This is a genomic window from Bradyrhizobium sp. dw_411 (genome assembly GCF_018449695.1).
Classification (GTDB): domain Bacteria; phylum Pseudomonadota; class Alphaproteobacteria; order Rhizobiales; family Xanthobacteraceae; genus Bradyrhizobium.
On record NZ_JAAVUY010000004.1, the window covers coordinates 136,434 to 159,671 of the forward strand.

At 61.8% G+C, this 23,238-nt stretch carries 19 protein-coding genes; 6 read left to right on the plus strand and 13 right to left on the minus strand.

Features of this window, described 5'->3' with window-relative positions; translation table 11 throughout:
• Positions 1 to 4 precede the first annotated feature (4 nt).
• Both HB676_RS07900 and dusB read right to left on the minus strand, forming a co-directional pair.
• Entirely contained in the window at positions 5 to 1,180 is a 1,176-nt protein-coding gene (locus HB676_RS07900) for a nitrogen regulation protein NR(II) (protein ID WP_213737157.1), read from the minus strand.
• Positions 1,177 to 2,178 carry a tRNA dihydrouridine synthase DusB gene (gene dusB / locus HB676_RS07905; RefSeq protein ID WP_213737452.1) on the minus strand — a complete coding sequence of 334 codons (1,002 nt, stop codon included), beginning with the start codon at positions 2,176 to 2,178 and terminating at the stop codon, positions 1,177 to 1,179. Before dusB ends, HB676_RS07900 begins: the two co-directional genes overlap by 4 nt.
• A gap of 278 nt (positions 2,179 to 2,456) precedes the next feature.
• On the opposite strand from dusB, the gene HB676_RS07910 reads away from it, so the two are divergent.
• Positions 2,457 to 3,638, plus strand: coding sequence for a bifunctional 2-C-methyl-D-erythritol 4-phosphate cytidylyltransferase/2-C-methyl-D-erythritol 2,4-cyclodiphosphate synthase (locus HB676_RS07910; protein ID WP_213737158.1), 1,182 nt, complete (start codon positions 2,457 to 2,459; stop codon positions 3,636 to 3,638).
• A gap of 1 nt (position 3,639) precedes the next feature.
• Positions 3,640 to 4,242 (plus strand): CinA family protein, encoded by a 603-nt coding sequence (locus tag HB676_RS07915; RefSeq protein WP_213737159.1) that lies wholly within the window; start codon positions 3,640 to 3,642, stop codon positions 4,240 to 4,242.
• Between the two features lie 15 nt (positions 4,243 to 4,257).
• On the opposite strand, the gene HB676_RS07920 is transcribed toward HB676_RS07915, so the two are convergent.
• A complete protein-coding gene (locus HB676_RS07920) occupies positions 4,258 to 4,722 on the minus strand; it encodes a type II toxin-antitoxin system RatA family toxin (RefSeq protein ID WP_213737160.1) in 465 nt (154 codons plus the stop codon).
• A gap of 9 nt (positions 4,723 to 4,731) precedes the next feature.
• Complete coding sequence (gene lipA, locus HB676_RS07925; RefSeq protein WP_213737161.1) at positions 4,732 to 5,691, minus strand: lipoyl synthase; 960 nt, start codon at positions 5,689 to 5,691, stop codon at positions 4,732 to 4,734.
• A gap of 99 nt (positions 5,692 to 5,790) precedes the next feature.
• Between lipA and HB676_RS07930 the strand changes: the two genes are divergently transcribed.
• A complete protein-coding gene (locus tag HB676_RS07930) occupies positions 5,791 to 6,387 on the plus strand; it encodes a DNA-3-methyladenine glycosylase (RefSeq protein WP_213737163.1) in 597 nt (198 codons plus the stop codon).
• A 592-nt stretch (positions 6,388 to 6,979) separates the two neighbouring features.
• On the opposite strand, the gene HB676_RS07935 is transcribed toward HB676_RS07930, so the two are convergent.
• Together HB676_RS07935 and HB676_RS07940 are read right to left on the minus strand one after the other, a co-directional pair.
• The gene (locus HB676_RS07935) at positions 6,980 to 8,191 is read right to left on the minus strand and encodes a CoA transferase (protein ID WP_213737164.1); all 1,212 of its coding nucleotides are present in this window, start codon (positions 8,189 to 8,191) and stop codon (positions 6,980 to 6,982) included.
• A 2-nt stretch (positions 8,192 to 8,193) separates the two neighbouring features.
• Positions 8,194 to 8,961: an enoyl-CoA hydratase/isomerase family protein gene (locus HB676_RS07940; RefSeq protein ID WP_213737166.1), complete on the minus strand. Its 768-nt coding sequence runs from the start codon at positions 8,959 to 8,961 to the stop codon at positions 8,194 to 8,196.
• Between the two features lie 235 nt (positions 8,962 to 9,196).
• Here HB676_RS07940 and HB676_RS07945 point away from each other — a divergent pair, with 235 nt between their 5' ends.
• Positions 9,197 to 10,237 carry an AraC family transcriptional regulator gene (locus HB676_RS07945; protein ID WP_213737167.1) on the plus strand — a complete coding sequence of 347 codons (1,041 nt, stop codon included), beginning with the start codon at positions 9,197 to 9,199 and terminating at the stop codon, positions 10,235 to 10,237.
• 8 nt (positions 10,238 to 10,245) lie between these two features.
• Here the strand turns inward: HB676_RS07945 and HB676_RS07950 are convergent, their stop codons facing one another.
• From HB676_RS07950 to HB676_RS07970, 5 genes are all read right to left on the minus strand, one after another.
• Positions 10,246 to 10,398 (minus strand): hypothetical protein, encoded by a 153-nt coding sequence (locus HB676_RS07950; protein WP_213737168.1) that lies wholly within the window; start codon positions 10,396 to 10,398, stop codon positions 10,246 to 10,248.
• Between the two features lie 39 nt (positions 10,399 to 10,437).
• Entirely contained in the window at positions 10,438 to 11,763 is a 1,326-nt protein-coding gene (gene fahA, locus HB676_RS07955) for a fumarylacetoacetase (RefSeq protein ID WP_213737169.1), read from the minus strand.
• Positions 11,764 to 11,823: 60 nt separating this feature from the next.
• On the minus strand, positions 11,824 to 12,363 hold the full coding sequence (locus tag HB676_RS07960; RefSeq protein ID WP_213737170.1) for a DUF302 domain-containing protein: 540 nt from the start codon (positions 12,361 to 12,363) through the stop codon (positions 11,824 to 11,826).
• Between the two features lie 68 nt (positions 12,364 to 12,431).
• A complete protein-coding gene (gene actP / locus HB676_RS07965; RefSeq protein WP_213737171.1) occupies positions 12,432 to 14,120 on the minus strand; it encodes a cation/acetate symporter ActP in 1,689 nt (562 codons plus the stop codon).
• Positions 14,117 to 14,434: a DUF485 domain-containing protein gene (locus HB676_RS07970; RefSeq protein WP_213737173.1), complete on the minus strand. Its 318-nt coding sequence runs from the start codon at positions 14,432 to 14,434 to the stop codon at positions 14,117 to 14,119. Before HB676_RS07970 ends, actP begins: the two co-directional genes overlap by 4 nt.
• 444 nt (positions 14,435 to 14,878) lie before the next feature.
• Between HB676_RS07970 and HB676_RS07975 the strand changes: the two genes are divergently transcribed.
• Complete coding sequence (locus HB676_RS07975; RefSeq protein WP_213737175.1) at positions 14,879 to 16,462, plus strand: L,D-transpeptidase; 1,584 nt, start codon at positions 14,879 to 14,881, stop codon at positions 16,460 to 16,462.
• A gap of 90 nt (positions 16,463 to 16,552) precedes the next feature.
• Here the strand turns inward: HB676_RS07975 and HB676_RS07980 are convergent, their stop codons facing one another.
• On the minus strand, positions 16,553 to 18,028 hold the full coding sequence (locus HB676_RS07980; protein WP_213737453.1) for a GH1 family beta-glucosidase: 1,476 nt from the start codon (positions 18,026 to 18,028) through the stop codon (positions 16,553 to 16,555).
• A 206-nt stretch (positions 18,029 to 18,234) separates the two neighbouring features.
• On the opposite strand from HB676_RS07980, the gene HB676_RS07985 reads away from it, so the two are divergent.
• The gene (locus tag HB676_RS07985) at positions 18,235 to 19,890 is read left to right on the plus strand and encodes a beta-(1-6) glucans synthase (RefSeq protein ID WP_346347300.1); all 1,656 of its coding nucleotides are present in this window, start codon (positions 18,235 to 18,237) and stop codon (positions 19,888 to 19,890) included.
• Between the two features lie 347 nt (positions 19,891 to 20,237).
• Here HB676_RS07985 and HB676_RS07990 read toward each other — a convergent pair whose 3' ends face one another.
• Positions 20,238 to 23,102 (minus strand): valine--tRNA ligase, encoded by a 2,865-nt coding sequence (locus HB676_RS07990; protein ID WP_213737176.1) that lies wholly within the window; start codon positions 23,100 to 23,102, stop codon positions 20,238 to 20,240.
• Positions 23,103 to 23,238 lie beyond the last annotated feature (136 nt).

The window sequence follows — 23,238 nt, forward strand, 5'->3', positions numbered from 1 at the left end:
TTCCTCATCTTGATTCTTGCGAGGCATGCAGTGGCGTCCCCGAAACGTCTTCGCGGTTGCTTTTATCGAACTGTTTCGCGGTACTGAACATCGGCAACAGCACGCGGAAAACGGTCTTCCTCGGCTGGGATTCGCATTCGATAATGCCGCCGTGATCGCCAACGATCTTGGCCACCAGTGCGAGCCCGAGCCCGCTGCCGGTCGGCTTGGTCGTGACGAAAGGATCGAACAGGTTCGGCAACAGGTCCTCCGGCACCCCGGGACCATTATCCTTGACGCAGAATTCAAGCGGCAATGAGACCCGCGATTTCTTGCCCGGCACCGACAGGCGCACCCCCGGACGAAATGCGGTGGTGAGCTGGATTTCCGCATCGCTGCCGAGATCCGCCACAGCTTCCGCGGCGTTCTTCACGAGATTCAAAAATACCTGGATCAACTGGTCCTGATTGGCGAGCACCGGCGGCAATGACGGGTCGTATTCTTCGACGAACCGGATGTTGCGGGCAAAGCCGGACTGGGCAAGCCGTTTGACGTGATCAAGCACGCTGTGAATGTTGACCGGGCCGCGCGCCACCGGACGATCGTCGCCGAACACTTCCATCCGATCGACCAGCGTGACGATGCGATCCGCCTCGTCGCAGATCAGCCGCGTCAGCATGCGGTCTTCCGACGAAGCCGCCTGCTCGAGCAACTGCGCCGCACCGCGGATACCCGACAGCGGATTCTTGATTTCATGCGCCAGCATCGCGGCCAGCGCGATCACCGAGCGCGCAGCGCTGCGATGAGTCAATTGCCGGTCCATCTTGTCGGCGATGGTCCGTTCCTGGAGCATCACGACGATGTGGCCGGGGCGCTCCGTCAACGGCGCGACGTGAAGGTCGACCTGGCGATCGCCGCCCATCCGCGGCGTGCCCAAATCGACCTTGTATTCATTGACGGGTGAACCGCTGGAGCGCACCTGATCGATCAGCGCCAGCAACGGACTTCCGAATGGCACAAGCTCCTTCAACGACTGACGTTGCAGGAATTGCGCGGAAATTTCGAAAAACGATTCCGCGGCCATGTTCGCATCGACGATCTTGCCGTCGGGCGCCACCAGCAGCACGGGATTAGGCAACGCATTCAGGATGAGGTCGCCATCCGATGGCACGGGCCGGCGATGTTCTGCGGCTGATGTCATGCGGCGGCACTCCACGCAAAGTCGTCGAATGCATCTTGAAGCGCGCGATGAACGCCGGCGGGTTCTTCCGATGTCAGAACCTTTTGCTTCCAGCTCTTGAGCGTCATCGCCGGCGCGCGGCTGCACTGCGCGGCAATCTCCAGTGCCCAGCCGAGATGCTTACGCGCGTGACGCAGGCCGACGCGCAATCCGTAGTGGCTGCAAACCTCGTCATAGAGCGCACGGATATATTTGAGCTGTTCTGTCAGCGACGGCGCGGATTCGACGATGCCGGTTTCGATGCGCCGCCCGATCTGACCGGGCAACCACGGCTGACCCTGCGCGCCGCGGCCGACCATGACCGCGTCGGCACCGGACATTTCCAGCGCCGTCACGGCCTTTTCGAATGACGTGATATCGCCGTTGACGACGAGCGGAATAGTGACGGCATCCCTCACCGCGCGCACCGCGCCCCAATCGGCTTCGCCTTTGTAGAACTGGCAACGTGTACGGCCATGCACCGAGATCAATTGCACGCCCGCAGCTTCTGCACGGCGCGCCAATTCCGGCGCGTTGAGAGAACGATCATCCCAGCCGAGCCGCATCTTCAGCGTCACCGGCACTTTCACGGCTGCTATCGTCGCCTCGATCAGTTTCAGCGCGTGATCGAGATCGCGCATCAACGCCGAGCCGGATTGACCGCCGGTCACGTGGCGCGCGGGGCAGCCCATATTGATATCGATGATGTCAGCGCCGGCGGCTTCCGCGATGCGGGCGCCTTCGGCCATCCAATTTGTTTCGCAGCCGGCGAGTTGAACGACATGCGGCCCGATGCCCGTCGCCTCGCATCGCAGCCGCGACATCGGGCGGCCGTTGACGAGATCATTGCTCGCGGTCATCTCGGACACCACGAGTCCCGCGCCAAGGGCTGCGGTCAGGCGTCGAAAGGGTGCATCGGTGACGCCAGACATAGGCGCAAGGAGAACCCGGTTGGCGACCTCAATATCGCCTATTTTCAACGGCTTAAGGCCTGAGGATTCCGGACCGGTCACGGATTTCTCGTTGTTCTGACAACCGCTTCATCGCGGCTGCTAGGATCCATTTTGCGCACAAATCTTGTGCAGTCAAGCGTCATGCCTACACTTTAGACAGTTCTGCCAATCTTGCAAGTGCACTGCAACAAAATATGCTTTTCCCCACAGCTCCCTTGGAATCGTTCTGTTTTCATGGCGCGAGCATGATAAGGGCTGTGCGCAACTGATCGATGTTCCCACCCCTTTGCCCCTAATTGAGTCTGATGCCCAAACCTGAGCGGACTGCAGCCATCCTCGTCGCAGCCGGACGCGGCCTGCGTGCCGGTTCGGGTGGACCGAAGCAATACCGCTCGATCGGCGGGCAGACCGTAATTTTCCGCGCGATGGAGCCGTTCTGCTGTCATCCCGAAGTGTTCGCGGTGCAGCCGGTTCTCAATCCCGATGACGCCGCGGTCTTCAACGAAGCCGTCAGCGCATTGCGCTATCAACCGCCAGCCAATGGCGGCGCGACGCGCCAGGCCTCGGTGCATGCCGGGCTTGAAGCGCTGGCCGGCCAGAAGCCCGATGTCGTTCTCATTCATGATGCAGCACGACCTTTCGTCACGGCCGCGCTGATCTCGCGTGCGATCGATGCGGCTGGCCGCACCGGCGCCGCGGTGCCGGCGATAGCGGTCGCCGACACCATCAAACTGGTCGACGGCAACGGCAACGTCGAAGCCACGCCGGAGCGTGCGCGGCTGCGGATCGCGCAGACACCGCAGGCCTTTCGATTTGACGTCATTCTCGATGCCCATCGCCGCGCCGCGCGCGAGGGTCGCAGCGATTTCACCGACGACGCCGCGCTGGCGGAATGGGCGGGATTGACGGTGGCGACATTTGAAGGCGATCCTGCAAACATGAAACTGACGACCCCGGAAGATTTTGTTCGCGAAGAAGCCCGCCTCGGCGCCATGCTCGGCGATGTCAGGACCGGCACCGGTTATGATGTTCACGCCTTCGGCGACGGAGATCATTTGATGATCTGCGGCATTCGCGTGCCCCACAGCCGCGGCTTTCTCGCGCATTCCGATGGCGATGTCGGCCTCCACGCTCTGGTCGACGCCATCCTCGGCGCGCTGGCGGATGGCGATATCGGCTCGCACTTTCCGCCCAGCGACATCAAGTGGAAGGGCGCCTCCTCCGACCAGTTTCTCAAATATGCCGTCGAGCGCGTCACCGCGCGCAATGGGCGCATCGCGCATCTCGAGGTGACGATGATCTGCGAGCGCCCGAAGATCGGACCGCTGCGCGACACCATGCGCGCGCGCATCGCCGAGATCACCGGGCTCAGCCTGTCGCGGGTCGCCGTCAAAGCGACGACCAGCGAGCGGCTGGGGTTTACCGGCCGCGAGGAAGGCATTGCCGCTACCGCGAGCGCTACCATCCGCCTGCCCTGGAGCGATTAAGATGAGCGGCAGCGACGCCCGCGCTCTATCCCGCTCGCTGCTCGATCTCTGCCGGATGCGCAAGCTGACGATTGCCACGGCAGAGTCCTGCACCGGCGGTCTCGTTGCCGGCGCGCTCACCGATATTCCCGGTTCCTCCGACGTCATCGACCGCGGCTTTGTCACCTATTCCAACGAAGCCAAGCGCATGATGCTCGGCGTGAAGCCTACAACGCTGGCGACCTTCGGCGCGGTCAGCAAGGAAACCGCCACCGCGATGGCGATCGGCGCGCTGGAGAAGGCCGGCGTCGATCTCGCGGTCTCGATTACCGGCATTGCCGGACCCGGCGGCGCCACGCCCGGTAAACCGGTCGGTCTGGTCCATTTCGCCGTTGCGGCGCGCGATGGCCGAATCATGCACCGCGAATGCCGCTTCGGCGCGATTGGCCGCAGCGCGGTGCGCCAGCGCTCGGTGGTCGAGGCCCTGCGCATGCTGACGGAACTGGCGCGCGGGCCGCAGGCGCCGGCCAAGCCGCGCCGTGAAACAACCAGCCGCCTGCGTCCACGCGTCGCGCGAACCTCGCGACGCAGCCCCGTCAAACGGCGGCGTCCGCCGCGGGCGTAATCCCCGCGTTCACGCTCACGCGCCAGCGGGCTTTCCGTAAATGGCATCCGCGCGCTTCTCGAACGCGGCCGCAAAACGCTGAAACGCGGTGTCGAACATCGTCCCCATCAGCATCGCCAGCATCCGGCTCTTGAATTCATACGACAGGAAAAAGCCGACGTCGCAGCCGTCGTCCGGCTTCGGCTCGAATGACCAGCGGTTTTCGAGATTGCTAAACGGCCCCTGCAGATACTCGACCATGATTTTCAGATTGGGACGGTCGAGCGTGACCCTGCTGGTGAAGGCTTCGCGCACCAGCTTGAACGCCACGGTCATGTCGGCGATCACGATCTCGGTGCCATCGGGCTTGGGCGTGCGCTGGCGGATCTTCAGCGATTTGCACAGCGGCACAAACTCAGGATAGCGCTCGACATCGGCGACAAGGTCGAACATCTGGGCCGCGCTGTGGTGAACCCGGCGCTTGCTGGAGAATTTCGGCATCGCTTGCGCTCAGCGGGATTTTGCAGCGCGCGCCGCCTGAAGCTTGGCGAAATCATCCCCGGCGTGATGCGAGGAGCGCGTCAGCGGGCTCGCCGACACCATCAGGAAGCCCTTGGTATAGGCGACCTTCTCATAGCCCTGGAATTCGTCCGGGGTCACATAGCGCATCACGGCGTGATGCTTGCGGGTCGGCTGCAGATATTGCCCGATAGTCAGGAAATCCACATCGGCCGAGCGCAGGTCGTCCATCACCTGCATCACTTCATGACGCTCCTCGCCCAATCCGACCATGATGCCGGATTTGGTGAAGATCGTCGGATCGATTTCCTTGACCCGCTGCAGCAGCCGGATCGAGTGAAAATACCGCGCGCCCGGACGCACGCTCAGATACCGCGACGGCACCGTTTCCAGATTGTGATTGAATACATCGGGTTTGGCCGCCGCGACGATTTCAAGCGCGCCTTCCTTGCGCAGGAAGTCCGGCGTCAGGATCTCGATGGTCGTGGTCGGGCAGCGCTCCCGGATGGCGCGAATGGTCTGGGCAAAATGCTCGGCGCCCCCGTCGGCAAGATCGTCGCGATCGACCGACGTAATGACGATATGGGCGAGCCCGAGCTTGAATGTCGCCTCCGCCACATGTTCCGGTTCCAGCGCATCGAGCGCACCGGGCATGCCGGTCTTGACGTTGCAGAACGCACAGGCGCGGGTGCAGGTATCGCCCATGATCATGAAGGTGGCGTGCTTCTTATCCCAGCACTCGCCGATGTTCGGACAGCCTGCTTCCTCGCACACCGTGACGAGGCCGTTTTCCTTGACGATTTTATGGGTATCGGCATAGCCGCGCGTATTCGGCGCGCGCACCCGGATCCAGTCCGGCTTGGGCGGCGACAGCGCATCCGGCCGGTTCACCTTTTCGGGGTGACGGGGGCGCAGTTGCGTGGCTGAAATGGTATCGACGACGACGACCATGGACTGTCCGTTGTGAGAGCTTTAGCTAGTCCGCTGGACCGGGAATCGCAACCGCTTTGGGGCGTTACCCCAGCCGGGATTATTAGCATATCGGCTTGAATGGCTCAAAACCGCACATCGCCTGAAGAAAAGCTCGGCAAACCGATAAAACGCGCTTTCTTTGCCCGGAGCGTGCATGAGGTCGCACCCGACCTGATCGGGGCGACGATGCTGGTGAACGGCGTCGGCGGCATTATCGTCGAACTCGAGGCCTATCACCACACTGAACCGGCCGCGCACTCCTACAACGGGCCGACCCCTCGCAATATGGTGATGTTCGGCCCGCCCGGCTTTATCTATGTCTACCGCTCCTACGGCATCCATTGGTGCATCAATTTCGTCTGCGAGAAAGAAGGCTCGGCCAGCGCGGTGCTGATCCGCGCCCTGCAGCCAACCCATGGCATCCCGGCGATGCAGCGCCGGCGCGGATTGCAGGACGAGCGATCGCTGTGTTCGGGCCCCGGCAAATTGACGGAAGCGCTTGCGATCACCCACGCGCTTAATGGATTGCCGCTGGATGCTCCGCCGATCGCGCTCTTTGCGCGCCCGCGCAAGGTGGAAGTCGTGACCGGCCTGCGGATCGGTCTCACCAAGGCGGTCGATCTGCCCTGGCGGTATGGGTTGAAGGACTCGAAATTTGTCAGCAAGCGGTTTTGAGGACGTGAGACCACGCACTTGAAACCGTCATTGCGAGCGCCAGCGAAGCAATCCATCGAGCAAAACAAAGAAAAAGTGGATTGCTTCGTCGCTTCGCTCCTCGCAATGACGGCAGATACAGTTCCGCATTCTCGCGGCGCAATTCGCCCGAGTTTTGCTCTGCTCGTTCCGCCCTCTTTAGAGGGCGCAGGGAATGCCGGGCGCCTGGTGCGCCCGCAGCCGCGCGTGTAGTGGGTGGTAGCACGCGCGTTAGTCACCACGGTCACACCGGAAACGCCCGGCATTCCCCGCACAATGGTTTTACGACTTATTTCGTGCTCTCCTCGATGATCGGGCTTTTTTGTCACCGTCGCCCCTGAGAGGCTTGCTTCTCAAGAACTTGACGTCAGCGTCGAGACGTCAGGACCACACGACTTCGCCGTCCGCTTTCGCGCCATTCGTCAAAGGCACAATCTGCGTCCACCGCATCCCGCCTCACGTCCGTGACGATCGCGAAACGCCCCTCTGGGAGGCGGGACGGCGGAATCAATATTCCTGTTTCTACCCCGGCGTCAATTGAAATTCTGAATTTCCGAAATTGACTTTGGGGCGCTTATCGCCGGTTCAGCGTGATGCTGCGCTTTTCAAGATCCTGGATCTTGTCTTCAGGGACGTGCAGTTCCTTCAGGATCTCCGTATTGTGTTCACCCTGATAGGCCGGCCTGCCGGGCCAGGGCAGCTCAGACTGACTGAATATCCAGGGGTTGCCCGGCATCCGCACCGAGCCCCCGCCCCGATCGTCGACTTCCACGATCGCGTTCCATTCCCTGACCCAATCCGACTTCGAGAACTCACCGAGGGTTCGAATGCGGCCTACGGCAAGCCCTGCTTCGCTGACTTGGGCCTGCAACTGCTCGAAGGTGTCGAACGTTGCCAGCCAGGCGCGGACTTCAGCCAGCAGCGAAGCCAGGTTTTCGCGGCGCAGCCGGGCCGTCGCGTAACGCGGATCGGCCAGCAGATCGCTCCGCCGCATCATCGCGCAGTAGCGTGTGAACATCGGCGAATAGATCGGGCTTGAGGCAATCGTCATCTTGGTGCCGTCGGCCATCTCGAAAATATGGGATTCGTTGGCCGACAGCGCGATCGGCTCGCCGTCGGTGTCGATCTCGGACAGCATGGCGCCAGCGCGCTCATTCACCGACAGCATCGTCGCGGCCATCGAGACGTCGACGTGCTGGCCTTCGCCGGTGCGATTGCGGTGCTGCAGGGCTGCGAGCACGGCAATGACGCCCTGCAAGCCCGTATAAACGTCCGCATGGCTGCTGGAGTCACCGCGCGGCTCGGACAGTGCCTCGCCGAAATGATCCTGCACAATGGCGGTCAATCCGGTTTCGGCCTGCACGGTCGGCGCAAAGGCCGGACGATTCCGCCACGAGGTCGATTGCCCAAATCCACTCAGGGACACATAGATGATCCCCGGATTGAACGCCTTGACGTCTTCGTAAGCGAAGCCGAAACGCGCCAGCGTTCCCGGCCGAAAATTTTCGACAATAATGTCTGCGGATTGGCAGAGCTGCCGAACGATCTCCCGCGCTTCGGCAAAGTTCAGATCGAGGCTGAGATTTCGCTTTCCGGCGTTCTGCTGCACGTAATAGAGGCCCATGCCGTTGACATAGGGCAAGCCGAAACGCCCGAGATCGCCGGCCGGCGGCTCGATCTTGGTCACGTCAGCGCCAAGATCGCGCAACGCCTTGGTGCAATGAGGGCCCGCGAGAACTCGGGTGAAATCGACGACACGCAATCCTTCAAGGGGAGCGCCGGACATGATCAATCTCCCTGGAAGATCGCGGTCGCGGGACCGGAGGTGAAGAAAGCGTCAGCCCCGCGCTGCCGGTCATTTGCTTTCCAGATCATGTCGTTGATCTCGACCTGCCGCGCGTCCGCAGATGCGATGCCGCCGCGAGCCTCGAGATTGGCCTGCAGCTTGATGCCCTTGATGACCTGCGTCGGGCCCGCGGCGAGTTGCCGTGCCCAGGTCATCGAGACCGAACCGAGTTCGGATTCCGGCACCACCTGATTGATGATGCCCCAGCGTTCGAAGGCTTCGGGCGTGTGACGGCGGCCGAGCATCGCGATTTCCTTGGCCCGCGCGACCCCCGCCCGCTGCGCGAGGCGCTGCGTGCCCCCGAGCAGTGGCAGAAGACCGACCGCGACTTCGACCTGCCCCAGGAACGCGGTGTCGGCCGCGACGATCATATCGCAGGTCAGCGCGATCTCGAGACCGCCGCCCAGCGCGCCACCGTTGATGGCGGCCAGCGTTGGCACCGGCACGTCCTCGAGATTTTTCAGCATCGATTCAAACTGCTGCTGGCTGGTATGGATTTTTGTGCCCGTGCCCCATGACGCCATCTCGGCGCCGGCGCAGAAATGCCGCATTCCGCTGCGCAGCAGGATCGCGCGGCAACCGCCCGCGACCACGGCCTGGTAGGCGTCAACGAGATCATTGATCAACTGGTCATCGAGCAGATTATGCGGGGGCTTTGCGAGCGTTACGACGCCGACCTTGCCGTCGATTTCGTGCTTAACGGTTGTCATCCTGTTTCTCCCTTTATCGATAGCAGCCGGTGCGCCGCTGGCGGCTTCGTTCCGGACCACAAACGCCTTGCCGCCGCCGTGTTCGGCTTCCAGCGCGTTTCGATATTTGGAATGTCTAACGTCATATGACGCGTGACAACGTCAGGCCATGCCAATTATGATGTCAAAAGCTGCCAAACCGGCGAAAACAGGCGGGACGGACCAGTCAATTTGTGCCATGCAGCAGGGAGGAGCCATGAAGCCGATCAAGCTGGTCACGCCCATTTCGGGCGACCCCGACGCGCCGACGCAGAACCTCGTCGGGCTCGGCGCGCTCGCTGCCGAACTCGCGGCGGAAGGAATCTCCGTCCGCGACCTGTTTGCACGAACCGGCGTCGACGCGGCGCAGCTCGAAGACGCCCGCGCACGCATCTCGCATCGGCAGCGGCTCGCGATCTATCGCAATGCCAAGCGGCTCGCCAAGCGATCCGACATCGCGCTGTTGGCCGGAGCGCGGCAACGCATCAGCGACTACGGCATTTACGGCTACGCGCTGATTTCCAGCCGGACGTTCGGGGATTCGCTGTTGTTTTCGCTCGATCACGTCACCATGGCAGGCCCTGCGGTTCGCCAGATCAGTTTCCGGATCGAAGGCAAGACCGCCATCCTGCGCAGCCATGGCCTCGACACCCTCGGCGACCTCCTGCCATTTGCCGCCGAATTCTGGCGCAGCTCGATGACCGCGATATTCAGCCGCGTGCTGGAATCACCGTTCCCGAGCAAGCGGATGGTGTTTCCCTTCCCGGCGCCGCCGCATTGGCGCAATTACGAGCGGATGTTCAACTGCCCGATCGACTTCGGCGCCGATCGCATGGAGTGGCACTTCGACGCTGAGATCCTCGACATGCCCTGCCCGAACGCCAACCCGATCACAGCACAAATTTGCCAACAGGTCTGCGACGTCGTGTTGACCGAGGGTCCCGGCGAATCCGAACTGATCCGCAGGGTTCGCGCCGCGTGTCTCAACAGCCCGAACCAGTTTCCGGCCGCCGCCAGAATTGCTTCCGAACTCGGTCTTTCCTTGCGCACCTTCCACAGAAGGTTGGCGCAGGAAGGGCTTTCCTATCAGTCCATCGTCGACGGTATGCGCCGGTCGCTGGCGACCGAGCTTCTGGAGAACACCCATATGGGGATCGATATGATCGCCGAACGCATCGGTTTTGCCGACGCGACCAGCTTTCGAAAGGCCTTCAAGAAATGGACGAGCCGCTCGCCCTCCGATTTTCGTCAATCGTAGCGCCGCGGCTAGAGCAATATCGTTGCCCACAACAGCAGCCGCGTCATCAGCAACGCTGACAGCGCGATTAGAAGCGTCACAATCTGTCCATCACGAACCTCATCCGGATCGAGTTCTGGAAGCGAAAGATGTGTGTAGATAAGCGAACCCTGGCAGCTCATCGGCAGCTCCTGAACAACGATTGAACCATTTCACCTGTTTCAGATCTCGGCGGCCGCGATCCTGCCAACGCATGATCCAAAGCCGATGGGGACAAACCCCTGTCGGCTGCATCGGCCGCGGAACGTCACTTCGTCGTCATCCGCAAGGAAGCTGCGCTGCTCCCTGTTTGGCAGGACGACCGGCCGCTCGCCGGCGGTGGTCAGTTCCAGCATGCTTGAGAGTTCGGCGCGCGTGGGTCCGGAAATCGTGCCGGTGCCGATCAGATCGCCCGGCTGCAGGTTGCAGCCGTTGATGGTGTGATGGGCGACCATCTGCGCGGGCGTCCAATAGAGATATTTTGCGTTCGAAGTCAGGATTTCAACGGCGGGTTCGTGCGCGCTGCGCATCTGCGCGCTCGACAGAGAGACCTGAAGATGGACATCGAGCCCACCTTCCGCCTGGTCCGCATCATCGAACAAATAAGGAAGCGGGCGCGGATCGCCTTCAGGCCGTTGCAAGACGGGAACGCGGAACGGCGCCAGCGCGTCCGCGGTAACCACCCAGGGCGAGACTGAAGTGGCAAAACTTTTGCTCAAGAATGGACCGAGCGGGAACATTTCCCAGCGCTGGATGTCGCGCGCCGACCAGTCGTTCAACAGCGAGAAGCCGACGATTTCCTGTGACGCTTGCGCAATCGGGATCGGCTTGCCCTGAGGGTTACCGCCGCCGAGGTAAAAACCCATTTCGAGTTCGAAATCGAGGCGTTCGCAAGCGCCGAAACTCGGGTCGTCCCCGGCCGCGGCCGGCGGACGCTGGCCAAGCGGGCGGCGCACCGCGCCCCGCCCGACCTGAACTGAGGACGCACGCCCATGATAGGCAATCGGTACCCATTTATAATTTTGCGGCAGCGGATTTTCCGGCGTCAGCAACGCGCCAGCCGCGCGCGCATGATAGATGCCGGCATAAAAATCCGTGTAATTCGCCACTTTGGTCGGAAGATGAAACGTGCACTCGTCCATGGGAGCGAGCAGTTCCGACGCGTGCCGCCGGATCTGATTGCCGCGGCTTCCCTGATCGAGCATGTCGGCGGCCGTGCGGCGCAGGTCGCGTAACGCGTCGGCCCCGAGGGAAAACAGACGATTGAGCGAGGCTTCCTGAAGCGCTTCCACGACAGGTGGTGAAAGGCCCGCCTCCGCGCCACTGGCCCTCTTCAGGTCGAACACCTGATCGCCGATCGCCATGCCGATGCGTGGATTGGGATCGGCTTGGGTGCTGAATACGCCAAGCGGCAGGTTCTGGATCGGAAAATCCGTATCCGGGCCGTTGGCGGTTTCAACAAAGCTGCGGCGCGCCGCGTCGTGGGTTTCGTCGAGAGTATGCGTCATGATGCCTCCGATCGCGCGCAGTATGCGGCGTGGTATGCCGCGCTGCGCGCGAGCCTGGTCTTACGAGCCGGCTTTCTTCAGGAAGGTGAGAAGCCTGTTATCGAGCGATTGCGCCACCGCATCGATCTCGGCGCTTTTGAACTGCCCGAACATCGAGGTCGGCCGGTCATATTCCATGGTCGTGCCGCCCTTTTCGTTGGCATAAACCACCACCCGCAGCGGCGCGTAGAGGCCCGCGGCCGGATTGACTTTGGTCATCTCGGACGCGGACAGGATGTTGCCGATGTAATAGGCGATCAACGGACGCCGCTCGCCCCTGAGTGCCAGGAGATCGCCATGCAGCGCCACGTAGTGGATCGCCAGGCCATCCGATCCCGCGATGCGCTCCGCGGCGGCACGCAGGCCCTCGATGTCGTTCTTGGTCAGCATGGCGCGCATGGCGTCATCGAAGCGGCCGAGCTTCTCGATCCGCGCCTTGACCTCCGGATACGGCTTCGCCGTTTTGATGACGATATGTTCGACGGCGAGCGGCGCGGAAGTCACCTCCACGCCTTCATTGGCCGAAACGCCGGAAGAACCGTTGGTTGAAGCAAGCGCCATGAAAATCCCTCCAAGCACCAGATACCGAAGCCACTGAATCCGTTTTATCATTGTATCCCTTTCCTTACTCAAGACGTTGCCTCCGCCATTACCCTGCCCTCTGCCGCGAGCGTTATTCCGATCTCGGACTGAACGAACTGTGCGTCGAATGCCCTGCGTTCGCGGGCGGCGCGCGCACTGCGATCCGTGACCGAGAACAGCCAGATGCAAAGAAACGCGAGCGGCATCGAAAACAGCGCGGGATTTTCGTAAGGGAACAGCGCTGACTTGAAACCGAACACCGCGACCCACACCGTCTTGCTGAATACGACCAGGATAACGGAGCTAAAGAGCCCAGCCAGCGCTCCGGTCACAGCGCCGCGCGTGGTGGTGCCGCGCCAGAAAATCGCCATTGCGAGGACGGGAAAGTTGCAACTGGCGGCGACCGAAAGCGCCAGCCCGGCCATGAACGCCACGTTCTGGTTTTCAAAAGAATAAGCCAGCAGCACCGCGACGATACCGATGCAGACGGCAGCTACCTTCGAGACCCAGACCTCGCGTGCATCCGATCCGCGTCCTTTGGCGATCACCTGGCCGTAGATGTCGTGACCGATCGCGGAGCAGCCGGCGAGCGTCAATCCGGCGACCACAGCCAAAATCGTTGCGAATGCGACGGCGGAAATGAAGCCGAGCAGAACCGGGCCCCCGACCGCATGCGCAAGATGGATCGACGCCATGTTCGGACCACCGATCAGATCGGTGATCTTGTTGAATTGCCCGGAAGCATCGACGCGGAAATAGCTCGAATCCGACATCAGGATCGGCACCGCGCCGAATCCCAGGATGGGAATCACCAAGCTGAAATAGGCCACGCAGCTCGTGGCATAGAACACCGACTTGCGGGCATCCGCGGCGTCCTTCACGGTAAAGAAGCGCATCAGGATGTGCGGTAGACCGCACGTCCCGAACACCAGCGCGAGACCCAACGAAATCGCGGAGACCGGCTCCGCGAACAATCCGCCGGGCGCCAAAATTGCCTCGCCCTTGGGATGAATGCTGCTGGCCGCGGCAAACAGCTTCGCGAAGCTGAAATCGAAACGCCGGAGCACGACGAAGCCCAATAGCGTTCCGCCGCACAACAGCAACGCCGCCTTGGTGATCTGGACCCACGTCGTCGCCTGCATGCCGCCGACAGTGACATAGAGGATCATCAGGATTCCGACGCTACTCACCGCGATCAGATAATTGACGCCGAACAGGAGCTCGATGACCTTACCCGCGCCGATCATCTGCGCGACCAGATAAAACAGCACGACGACAAGGCTTCCGATCGCGGCGACCAGCCTGATCGGCGTGCGTTCCAGCCGGAACGCCGCGGCATCGGCGAACGTATAGCTGCCGAGGTTACGCAGACGCTCCGACATCAGGAACAGAACGATCGGCCAGCCCGTGAGGAAGCCGAGCGCATAGAGAAATCCGTCGAAGCCATTGGCATAGACCAGCGCCGAAATCCCGAGGAATGCTGCCGCCGAAAGAAAATCCCCGGCGATCGCAAGACCGTTCTGCAGCGGCGTGATCGCGTGGCCGGCGGTATAGAAGTCAGCTCTCGATTTGGTGCTACCTGCCGAGCGATAGGTGATGACGAGTGTGGTGAGGACGATCGCCATGAACATCCCGATGGCGATCCAGTCGGTACCGCGACCGGCCGCCGCGGATGCCGCCTGGGCAAACGCCGCGAATGGAAATGCGATGAACAATACAGCCAATAAAACTCTCATTGGCGGAACTCCCGGTTGAGGAGGCTGGCAAGCTCGTCGAAGCGTGAATTGGACCGGTAGACGTAGAAGCCGGTCAGCATCACGACCACCACGCACATGGACATCGCCAGCAAAAGTCCGAGCGGGATCGAGCTGCCTGCGACCGCCACGCCCAGCGCGCTTTTGGCGGTCGAGATCAAGGCGATGAAGCCGAAAAACATGATCAATGTCACGATCGACAGGCTCCAGCGGAGTTTGGCCCGCGCCGAAGCCAGATTCCGGAACCTGGGATCCCTGATGATTTCCTGTGTCCGGTCTCGTGTAAATTGCAGCATGCGATCCTCCTGCGGGGACCGGAGGCGTGCCCGCCCCTCGCTCCCTATGCGTCAATCCTGCCGTGGCGAAATGCTGCCAGTGCAGAACTTCAGGGGACTTTTGCCAGACCCTCAGACGCGCGTTTCCTTGGCCTCGAACATCAAATGTTCAGGCTGGAGTCACAAGGTTCTTTGCTGCCAAAGTGCAGGTCATTTCATGCCATCGAAAAGCAGGCCTGGCGGCGATGCCGGTGCGACAGATTGGCACGACGGGCACATCGCCTGCGCTGTGCATAACGGATGTGTGATGGACATCGGGCAGTGTCCGAATCGTACTAATTTCGGTCGCGGGCCGCCCTTTCTCCGGCGGCGACTGTCATATATGAGAGAATTAGTTAATCTAAAAATCGCAAGCTGAACCTTGATCGACCCAACCGCAGATACGCATTTCAACCGGGGCATGGCATGTTAAATCGAGTTATGACGGCGCAATCCACCGTGGCGATGCGACGGTGGGGGCCTCCCGCCATGGCAACGCTGGCGGCGATCGCCGCACTGACGGCGCTGACATCAGGCGCCGCGGCGAGGCAGGCGCGCCCCGCGCCTCCCACCGAGGCGACCGCGCCGCGCGAGGCCGGCGAGCCGATCATGGCGATCGTGTCGATCAAGAGCCAGCAGGTGATTTTCTACGATTCCGAAGGCTGGATCCTGCGCGCGCCGGTATCGACGGGAACCACGGGCCGCGAGACGCCGGCCGGCGTCTTTGCCCTGCTCGAAAAGGACAAGGACCACCATTCGAGCCTCTATGACGATGCCTGGATGCCGAACATGCAGCGCATCACCTGGAACGGCATCGCGCTGCATGGCGGGCCGCTGCCCGGCTATGCGGCCTCGCACGGCTGCGTGCGGATGCCCTATGGCTTTGCGGAGAAGATGTTCGACAAGACCCGGATCGGAATGCGGGTGATCATCTCGCCGATCGACGCTGCCCCGATCGATTTTTCCGATCCGAAGCTGTTCGCGCCGCAAGCCGAGGCGATCGCCGCGGCTCCGGCGCGGGCCGAGACGCTTGCCCGCGAGTCCGACGAAGCCGTCAAGGCCGCGGACGAAGCGAAGAAAGCCTCCGCGACCGCAGCGCGCACGACGGCAGCGCTGACAGCATCGCTGCGCAAGCTGGAATCGCAGAAGACCCGTGCCGACGCCGAGGCTGCCTACGCCGACAAGGCGCTCGCCGCCGCCAAGACGGACCAGGCGACGGCGCGCGCCCAAGAGCTGAAGCAGAAGGCCGACGCCAAGGCCGCGGAACTCGCGACGCAGCTTGAGGCCGCCAAGGCCGACGCGAAGTCGAAGCCCGACGCGGCTGCTTTGAAGGAAGCCGCCAAAGCGGCCGAGACCAAAAAGGCCGACATCGTGAAGGCGGCGAACGACGCCAAGCTCGCGCTCGAGCCAGTCTCGGTCTACATCAGCCGCGCGACGCAGAAGCTTTACGTGCGGCGCGATACCCACAAGCCGTGGGCTGACGGTGGCGAGGTGTTCGACGCGACCATCGAGGTTCCGGTCACGATCCGCAATCCCGACCAGCCGATCGGTACGCATGTGTTTACGGCGGTGGCGTCCAACGACAAGGGCCTGCGCTGGACCGCGGTCACGATCGACGAAGGCGACAACGCCAAGGACGCGCTCGACCGCATCACCATCCCGCAGGAGATCCTCGATCGCATCGCCCCGACCGCGATGCCACGATCCTCGATCATCATCTCGGACGAGCCGCTGAGCAAGGAGACCAACTATCGCACCGAGTTCGTTGCGGTGTTGAGCAACCAGCCCCAGGGCGGCTTCATCACGCGCAAGCCGACGGTGGTGGCAAGCGATAATGTCCCGGGCGATGACGGCAATTTCTTCGGTTCCTTCTTCCAGCGCAGTTGGGACCCCCAACCTGTCGATCCCAGGACTGTCGATCCGCGTCGGCGCGGCGTCCCCGGTGATCCGCGCCGGAGCGGTGGTCAGTACTATCGTCAGGCGCAACCGCAATCGGGCTGGGGATGGTAGGACGCGGCGCGTAAGCCGCGTGGCTACTCAAGTCATTGGGATCGAGTTCGGCGTGTCGGGCCACGTCGGGTTCGAGGCAGATGCTGCCGGTCAAACCACCATGTTGCGTTCGATAATCTCGCGATAGAACGAGGCGGAAAGTTTTGGCGTGCGGCGCTGGGTGTTGAAGTCGACCCGGTAAAGGCCGAAGCGCTTTTCAAATCCGTCCGCCCATTCAAAATTGTCCATCAGGCTCCACAGGAAGTAACCCAGCACGGGGACGCCCTCTGATGTCGCGCGCTGCAACTGCGTCAGATAGTTGCGCAGATACATGATCCGGTCGAGGTCGTAGACATTGCCGTCGGCGACGGGCTGGTCCGAAGCCGAGGCGCCGTTTTCGGTGATATAGATCGACTTCACATTCCACAGCTTCGCGACCTGACGCGGCGCCCAATACATCGCCTCGGGGCCGATCTTGAGCCAGTCCGATTCCATGTGCGGGAACGACTTGGGAAACGGCAGCAGCGAAAAGCCGGCGGCGTTATCGGCCGCGACGACGTAGTGATGGGGCAGATAGATGTTCAGCCCGACGAAATCGATCGGGGATGAAATGATTTTCAAATCCTCGGCGGTGTAGGTCGGCGCATTCTTGCCGGCATAGGCCAGAAATCCATCGGTGTACTTGCCCTCCAAAATCGCGGTCAGGTAGCCGGCATTGAGTTCGCGTGTGGCGATTTCGGTGGCGCGGATGTTCGCCGGCGTCTCGATCGCCGGTATGCAGACGACGAGGTTTTCGGCCGGGCCAACTTTGGTCCCTGCCCGCCCGTGCGCCCGCACCGCTTGCACCGCAAGACCGTGCCCGAGCGCGACGTTGTGCATGACCTGGTTCAATTCCTGCGGCGGCAGGCTGAGACCCGGCGCGTCGATGCCGGCGCCGTAGCCGGAATAGACCAGCCTCGAGCACTCGTTGATCGTGAAGATGTCCTTCACGCGATCGCTCAGGCGCTCCGCGACATAAGCGGCATAATCCGCGAACGCCTTGGAAGTTTCGCGCGACCTCCATCCGCCGAAGCGGTCCTGCAGCGACTGCGGCAAATCCCAGTGATACAGCGTTGCAAACGGCTCGATGCCATTCGCCAATAATTCATCCAGCAGCCGGTTGTAGAAATCGAGGCCCTTGGGGTTGGGCGCCCCCGTCCCTTCCGGAAAAACCCGTGGCCAGGCGATCGAAAATCGATAGGCCTTCGCGCCCAGCGCCTTGATGAGTTGAACGTCTTCCTTGTAGCGGTGGAAATGATCGTTCGCAACATCTGCCGTGCTGTGATCGCTGATCTTTCCATCGATATGAGCAAAACGATCCCAGATCGACGGACCCCGTCCGTCTTCGTTGACCGCCCCCTCGATCTGATAGGCTGACGTCGCCGTCCCCCACAGAAAATGACCTGGAAAGCTGGAAGGCTGGCCCCGGTTGGACGGCCCGGCTTGCGTGCCCGAAGGGGTCTGACCGGAGGCGGATTTGGTCGATAGTCCGAGAGCCGACCATCCTGCGATTTTGGCAAAATGGCGCCGGGAAAGTCTGTTGAACAACATCACTTTACTTGTTGGGACCGAGACAAATTTGCTATCAGAACACAGTTCAACTATGGCACCCGGCCCTTGATGCAGGTTAATACTGTGCCCCCCGCATTCCGACCAAACTGCGCGGACCGCTCGACCATAATCGACGGGGCTGCCGGAGGACAGAGCCAATCGCCTTGCGCGCGCCGCTGACGCTTCTCATCGTTTGCCTGGGTATGATTGCCGCGGTCTGGTGGTGGCTCGCCGCGCCGGTCACGCTGGCGCGTGCGCCGATCGACCCCGTGGCAAAACTGGAATGCGTCTCCTATGCGCCGTTCCGGGGCAGCCAGACGCCCCTGAATTCGCAATTGATCGTCAGCCCCGAACATATCCAGGAGGATCTCGCCGAACTCGCCAAGGTCACCCAATGTGTCCGCACCTATTCCGTCGATAACGGATTGGAGAAGGTGCCCGAGTTGGCCTCCAAGGTAGGGCTGAAAGTTCTGCTTGGCATCTGGATTGGAAACGGCCGCGCCAAGAACGCACAATTGATCGACACCGCGGTCGCGCTATCCAAGGAATATCCCGACACAGTCAAGGCGATCGTCGTCGGCAACGAAGTGATGTTGCATGGCGACATGAGCGCATCAGACCTTCGGGCGACCATCCGCTCGGTCAAGGCGCGCGTCAGCGTTCCCGTGACTTACGCCGATGTCTGGGAATACTGGCTGCGCTACCGGGAGATCGGCGCCGACGTCGATTTCATCACGGTCCACATCCTGCCCTATTGGGAAAACATCCCGGTCCGCGCCGAAGACGCGGCCGCGCATGTGGTGGCGATCGCCAAGCAGGTCGCGTCGGCCTTTCCCGGTAAGGAAATCCTGATCGGCGAAACCGGCTGGCCAAGCAACGGACGAATGCGGGAAGGCGCTATCGCGTCGCGCACCAACCAGGCCCGTGTCGTCTCGGAGATTCTTGATCTGGCGAAGCACGAAAACTTTCACGTCAACCTGATCGAAGCCTACGATGCATCGTGGAAGCGCGAATGGGAAGGAACGGTCGGCGGCAATTGGGGCCTGTTCGACGGCACCAATCGTGAAGTGAAATATCCGCCCGGTGTCGCTATCCGCAACTACCCGCTCTGGCAGCTACAGATGGCCAGCGGCATGGTGCTGGCCATCCTGATATTTGCCGTGGCGGGGCTGACGTTGCGGCGCAGGCCGTGGATGCCGCCTCTCGCCTCCTGGATCGCGGTCGCGCTATCCGCAACCACGGCCGGAATCCTGCTCGGGATCGCGGCCGACAAGATGTTTTACGAAAGCTACGGTCTTGGCGGCTGGCTCGGCTGGGGCGCGCTGTTGGCGGCCGCAATCGCCTCGCCGCTATTCTGCGCCAACGCCCTGATGGCGGGACGGAGCTTGCCGACCTTTCTGGAACTGATCGGCCCGCGCGAAGATCGGACCATCTCCGTGCCCGCGATGGCGTTGGGTTTCGTGCTGATCCTGACCACGCTGATCGCTGCAAAGACCGCGCTGGGTCTGGTGTTCGATCCGCGCTGGCGCGATTTCCCGTTCGCCAGCCTGACCATGGCGGCGGTACCGTTCTTGACGCTGACACTGCTCAACCGTCCAAAATCAGGCACACGCCCGATCGCCGAGACCGTGTTCGCGGTCCTGTTCGTCGTCATTGCGCTCTATGCGATCTTCAATGAAGGCACCGACAACTGGCAGGCGCTGTGGACATCTGCCGCCTATTTCCTGCTTGGCGCCACCTTCTGGCGCGCGCGGTTTATGGCCGTCGCCGGAACAGCATCGGCTGCTCCTGCTGTTGTTGCGGAGACAAGGGCTTCGACCAGGAAAGAGGAAGAGCTCGATCCGGTCGGGATGCTTTAGAAGTTTTCCTGGTTCGCCCTGATCATTGCGACCGTTCTCGTGGCTTCATGGTTCGAGACGCGCGAAGACGCGCTCCTCACCATGAGGACCGGATTGCAACAATTTCGGACCTCATCCTGAGAGTCTGACTCATAATTCGCAGGACGGCCGCACTTTGGCATTTTTGTCCTGCGGCAGTCGATTTGGCTTCGCTTCTCTTGATTCTAAAATTTCAGAACCACACGCTAATCGATTCTAAAGTTACGCGGGAACCGGTACTTAAAGCCACACACGGTGGCTCCTACGAATTATCAGTCAGGCTCTGAGGAGCATCGCGAAGCGATGCGTCTCGAAGGATGCAGCCGGCACTACGCGGCGTTCTTGAGCCGCTCCAGCGCTTCGAGAATCTTTGCCTTGCGCGCCACCGCGGCCTCACGCTTTTCTTTTTCCTCTTCGACGATTTCTTCCGGCGCGTTGGCGACGAACTTCTCGTTGCCGAGCTTGGCATCGACGCGCTTGATATCGGCGTCGGCTTTGGCGAGTTCCTTGTCGAGCCGCGCCCGCTCCGCGGAAAGATCGATCACGCCCTTGAGCGGCAGGGCCGCGACCTCGCCGCGCACCAGCAGTTGCACCGCGCCTTCCGGGGCCGCATCGGCGAAGGAAATATCGGCAAGCCGCGCCATCCGTTTCACGATGTCGTTCCAGCGTTGCGCCCGTCCCCGGGTTTCGGCGGAGGCCGAGGCCAGCACCAGCGGCGTCAGCGTCGCCGGCGGGATATTCATTTCCGCACGCACCGAGCGGATCGCGGTCACGAGATCGACCACCCAGCCGATCTCGGCCTCGGCGGCGGGATCGCTGAAATCGGCGGCATCGGCAGCCAACAGCACCGGCGGAACCAACAGATCATTGGCGCTGGTGATGGAAGCCGCAACCAGTTGCTCCTCAGATGGCCCGGTCTTGCGCGACCATGGCGCCAGCACCAGCAGACCGTCGCGTGAAGCCGTCACCGCCCAGAGCTCTTCGGTGATGAAGGGCATGAACGGATGCAGAAGTTTGAGGATTTCGTCGCGCGCCCAGGCCACCATTGCCCGGGTTTCCGATTTGGCGGCGCCGTCCTCGCCGAGCAACCCCGGCTTGGCGAGTTCGAGATACCAGTCGCAATAGACGTTCCAGACGAAACGATAGGCCGCATTGGCGGCGTCGTTGAAGCGATGGGATTCGATCGCCTCGGTCACCTCACGCGTGGTGCGCGCGGTCTCGTGCGCGATCCACCGGTTCAGCGTTTCCTTTGCCTGGGTCGGATCGAATCCCGGCGTCAGCGCGCAACCGTTCATCTCGGCGAACCGGCAGGCGTTCCACAGCTTGGTCGCGAAATTGCGATTGGTTTCCACATAATGCGGCGCCAGCTTGATATCATGGCCCTGCGCCGCCGAACGCGCGAGCGCGAACCGCAGCGCATCGGCGCCGTACTCGTCGATGACGCCGAGCGGATCGATGACGTTGCCTTTCGTCTTCGACATCTTCGCGCCCTTCTCGTCGCGAACCAGCCGGTGGATGTAGACCGTCGAAAACGGGATATCCTTCATGAAATGAAGACCCATCATCATCATCCGGGCGACCCAGAAGAAGATGATGTCAAAGCCCGTAACCAGCACGTCGGTCGGGTAATAGCGTTTGACGTCGGTATCGTCGTCGGGCCAGCCCAGCGTCGAGAATGGCCATAACGCCGAGGAAAACCAGGTATCGAGCACGTCTTCGTCGCGCGTGATAAAGCCTTCACGCTTGGCGGGATCGAGCGCCATCTCCCGGCCCTGCTCCGGCGTGATGACTTCCTGCTCGGCGTAATAGCCGAGCGCATTGCCGACCGCCTCATCTTCGGTTTCGGCAACGAACACCTTGCCATCCGGCCCGTACCACGCCGGGATCTGGTGGCCCCACCAGAGCTGACGCGAGATGCACCAGGGCTGGATGTTCTCCATCCATTCGAAATAGGTCTTTTCCCAGTTCTTCGGCACGAACGTCGTCGCACCGCTGCGCACCGCTGCAATGGCCGGCTGCGCCATGGTCTTGGCGTCGACGTACCACTGGTCGGTCAGATAGGGCTCGATCACGACGCCGGAGCGGTCGCCATGCGGCACCATATGGGTGTTGGGCTCGATCCGCTCCAGGAAGCCAAAATCTTCCAGCCGGGTCACGATCAGCTTGCGCGCGGCGAAGCGATCGATGCCGTTCAATTCGTCGGCCAGATGCACCGCGCCTTCCGGCAATCCGCGCAGATAGTCTTCGTTTTCCGAAAGCGCGAGACGGCCCTCCTGATCGAGCACGCTGATCTGCGGCAGGCCATGCCGTTTGCCAACCTCGAAATCATTGAAGTCGTGCGCCGGCGTGATCTTCACCGCGCCCGAGCCTTTTTCGGGATCGGAATATTCATCGGCGACGATCGGAATTCTTCGTCCGACCAGCGGCAGGATCACATGCGTGCCGACCAGTTTCGTGTAGCGTTCATCGTCCGGATGAACCGCGACCGCGCTATCGCCGAGCATCGTCTCCGGCCGCGTGGTGGCGACGACAATGAAGGTCGAGGGATCGTCGGGACTGAAATTCTCGCCTTCCAGCGGATAGCGCAGATACCACAGACTGCCCTTGACCTCGGTCTGCTGCACCTCGAGATCGGAAATCGCCGTCAGCAGCTTCGGATCCCAGTTCACCAGCCGCTTGTCTTTGTAGATCAGCCCCTGGCGATGCAGTTCGACGAATACTTTGACGACCGCGCGCGACAGGCCTTCGTCCATGGTGAAGCGTTCGCGCGACCAGTCGCAGGACGCCCCTAGCCGCTTTAACTGATTGACGATGATTCCGCCGCTTTCGGCCTTCCACTGCCAGACCCGCTCGAGAAACTTGGCCCGCCCCATGTCGCGTCGGCCCGGCTCCTGCCGCTCCATCAATTGGCGCTCGACCACCATCTGGGTCGCAATACCGGCGTGATCGGTGCCGGGCTGCCACAGCACGTCGCGCCCGCGCATCCGTTCGAAGCGGCAAAGAATGTCCTGCAAGGTGTTGTTGAGCGCGTGCCCCATATGCAGCGAACCCGTCACATTGGGCGGCGGAATCACGATCGTAAAAGGCTTCGCCTCGCGCCGCTCCGGGCGCCCGGCCTTGAAGGCGCCGCTGTCCTCCCAGAGCCGGGACATGCGGCCTTCGATATCGGCGGGCTGGTAGTTTTTCTCGATCATGACGGTGCAATCGGGGACGGTAAGAGGGCTAATGCCTGATGGGTTCCGAACTCTTCAGAACCCAAGGCTTTGATGTATTATTTCGGTGTTTTTCCGTGCTGGAAAACGCCCTAGAAAGCCGCCGGGACACGCCAAG

Excerpts from the sequence above, each read along its gene's own strand:
- HB676_RS07900 (WP_213737157.1), bottom strand. The coding sequence starts at position 1,180 with ATGACATCAGCCGCAGAACATCGCCGGCCCGTGCCATCGGATGGCGAC.
- HB676_RS07910 (WP_213737158.1), top strand. The coding sequence starts at position 2,457 with ATGCCCAAACCTGAGCGGACTGCAGCCATCCTCGTCGCAGCCGGACGC.
- HB676_RS07915 (WP_213737159.1), top strand. The coding sequence starts at position 3,640 with ATGAGCGGCAGCGACGCCCGCGCTCTATCCCGCTCGCTGCTCGATCTC.
- HB676_RS07920 (WP_213737160.1), bottom strand. The coding sequence starts at position 4,722 with ATGCCGAAATTCTCCAGCAAGCGCCGGGTTCACCACAGCGCGGCCCAG.
- lipA (WP_213737161.1), bottom strand. The coding sequence starts at position 5,691 with ATGGTCGTCGTCGTCGATACCATTTCAGCCACGCAACTGCGCCCCCGT.
- HB676_RS07930 (WP_213737163.1), top strand. The coding sequence starts at position 5,791 with ATGGCTCAAAACCGCACATCGCCTGAAGAAAAGCTCGGCAAACCGATA.
- HB676_RS07935 (WP_213737164.1), bottom strand. The coding sequence starts at position 8,191 with ATGTCCGGCGCTCCCCTTGAAGGATTGCGTGTCGTCGATTTCACCCGA.
- HB676_RS07940 (WP_213737166.1), bottom strand. The coding sequence starts at position 8,961 with ATGACAACCGTTAAGCACGAAATCGACGGCAAGGTCGGCGTCGTAACG.
- HB676_RS07945 (WP_213737167.1), top strand. The coding sequence starts at position 9,197 with ATGAAGCCGATCAAGCTGGTCACGCCCATTTCGGGCGACCCCGACGCG.
- HB676_RS07950 (WP_213737168.1), bottom strand. The coding sequence starts at position 10,398 with ATGAGCTGCCAGGGTTCGCTTATCTACACACATCTTTCGCTTCCAGAA.
- fahA (WP_213737169.1), bottom strand. The coding sequence starts at position 11,763 with ATGACGCATACTCTCGACGAAACCCACGACGCGGCGCGCCGCAGCTTT.
- HB676_RS07960 (WP_213737170.1), bottom strand. The coding sequence starts at position 12,363 with ATGGCGCTTGCTTCAACCAACGGTTCTTCCGGCGTTTCGGCCAATGAA.
- actP (WP_213737171.1), bottom strand. The coding sequence starts at position 14,120 with ATGAGAGTTTTATTGGCTGTATTGTTCATCGCATTTCCATTCGCGGCG.
- HB676_RS07970 (WP_213737173.1), bottom strand. The coding sequence starts at position 14,434 with ATGCTGCAATTTACACGAGACCGGACACAGGAAATCATCAGGGATCCC.
- HB676_RS07975 (WP_213737175.1), top strand. The coding sequence starts at position 14,879 with ATGTTAAATCGAGTTATGACGGCGCAATCCACCGTGGCGATGCGACGG.
- HB676_RS07985 (WP_346347300.1), top strand. The coding sequence starts at position 18,235 with ATGATTGCCGCGGTCTGGTGGTGGCTCGCCGCGCCGGTCACGCTGGCG.
- HB676_RS07990 (WP_213737176.1), bottom strand. The coding sequence starts at position 23,102 with ATGATCGAGAAAAACTACCAGCCCGCCGATATCGAAGGCCGCATGTCC.